We start from the raw sequence: 797 nt of genomic DNA, 5'->3' as shown, positions 1-797 counted from the left end.
TGGGCGATGGCGCGGTGATCATGATCATCGACCCCAACGGCATTGCCAAGGCGCTCGGCGCCGCCGGTTCCTCGGCCCATGACATGGGCGACGAGAACGGCGCGCATCACATCGGCTCGGGCGAGCAGACGACTTCGCTTCTGGTGTTCCGCGCCGGCTCGTCCCAGCCCAAGGCGGTCCCGCTCGGGCTCGTCACGCGCCTCGAAGAGCTGCCCGCCGACAAGATCGAGTTCAGCAACGGCCGCTACATGGTGCAGTACCGCGAGCAGCTGATGCCGCTCGTCGCCATGGAAGGCGTCACCATCGCAAGCCAGGGCGCCCAGCCGATCCTGGTGTTCGCCGATGACGGCCGCTCCATGGGCCTCGTCGTCGACGAGATCATCGACATCGTCGAGGAACGGCTCAACATCGAGGTCGGCGGCTCCAGCCAGGGCATTCTGGGCTCGGCCGTGATCAAGGGCCAGGCCACCGAGGTGATCGACGTCGGCCACTTCCTGCCGATGGCGTTCGCCGACTGGTTCACCCGCAAGGAGATGAAGCCGTCGATGCACTCGCAGTCGGTGCTGCTGGTCGACGACTCAGCCTTCTTCCGCAACATGCTGGCCCCCGTCCTGAAAGCGGCCGGCTACCGCGTCCGCACCGCGCCGACCGCGCAGGAGGGCCTCGCCGCATTGCGCGCCCAGAGCTTCGACGTGGTGCTGACCGACATCGAGATGCCCGACATGAACGGGTTCGAGTTCGCCGAGGTGATCCGCTCCGACAACAATCTGGGCTCGATGCCGATCATCGGCCTCTCC

Annotated in this window: 1 protein-coding gene; it reads left to right on the top strand. The window is 66.6% G+C overall.

What is annotated here, in order from left to right; translation table 11 throughout:
• The coding region (locus IVA81_RS12215; RefSeq protein ID WP_247316728.1) for a response regulator at window positions 1-797 on the top strand (797 nt) is incomplete at both ends.

Source organism: Bradyrhizobium sp. 141, from assembly GCF_023074055.1.
Lineage (GTDB): Bacteria > Pseudomonadota > Alphaproteobacteria > Rhizobiales > Xanthobacteraceae > Bradyrhizobium.
Note: the sequence above shows the minus strand (reverse complement) of the source record. Positions and strands in the feature narration are given on the sequence as shown.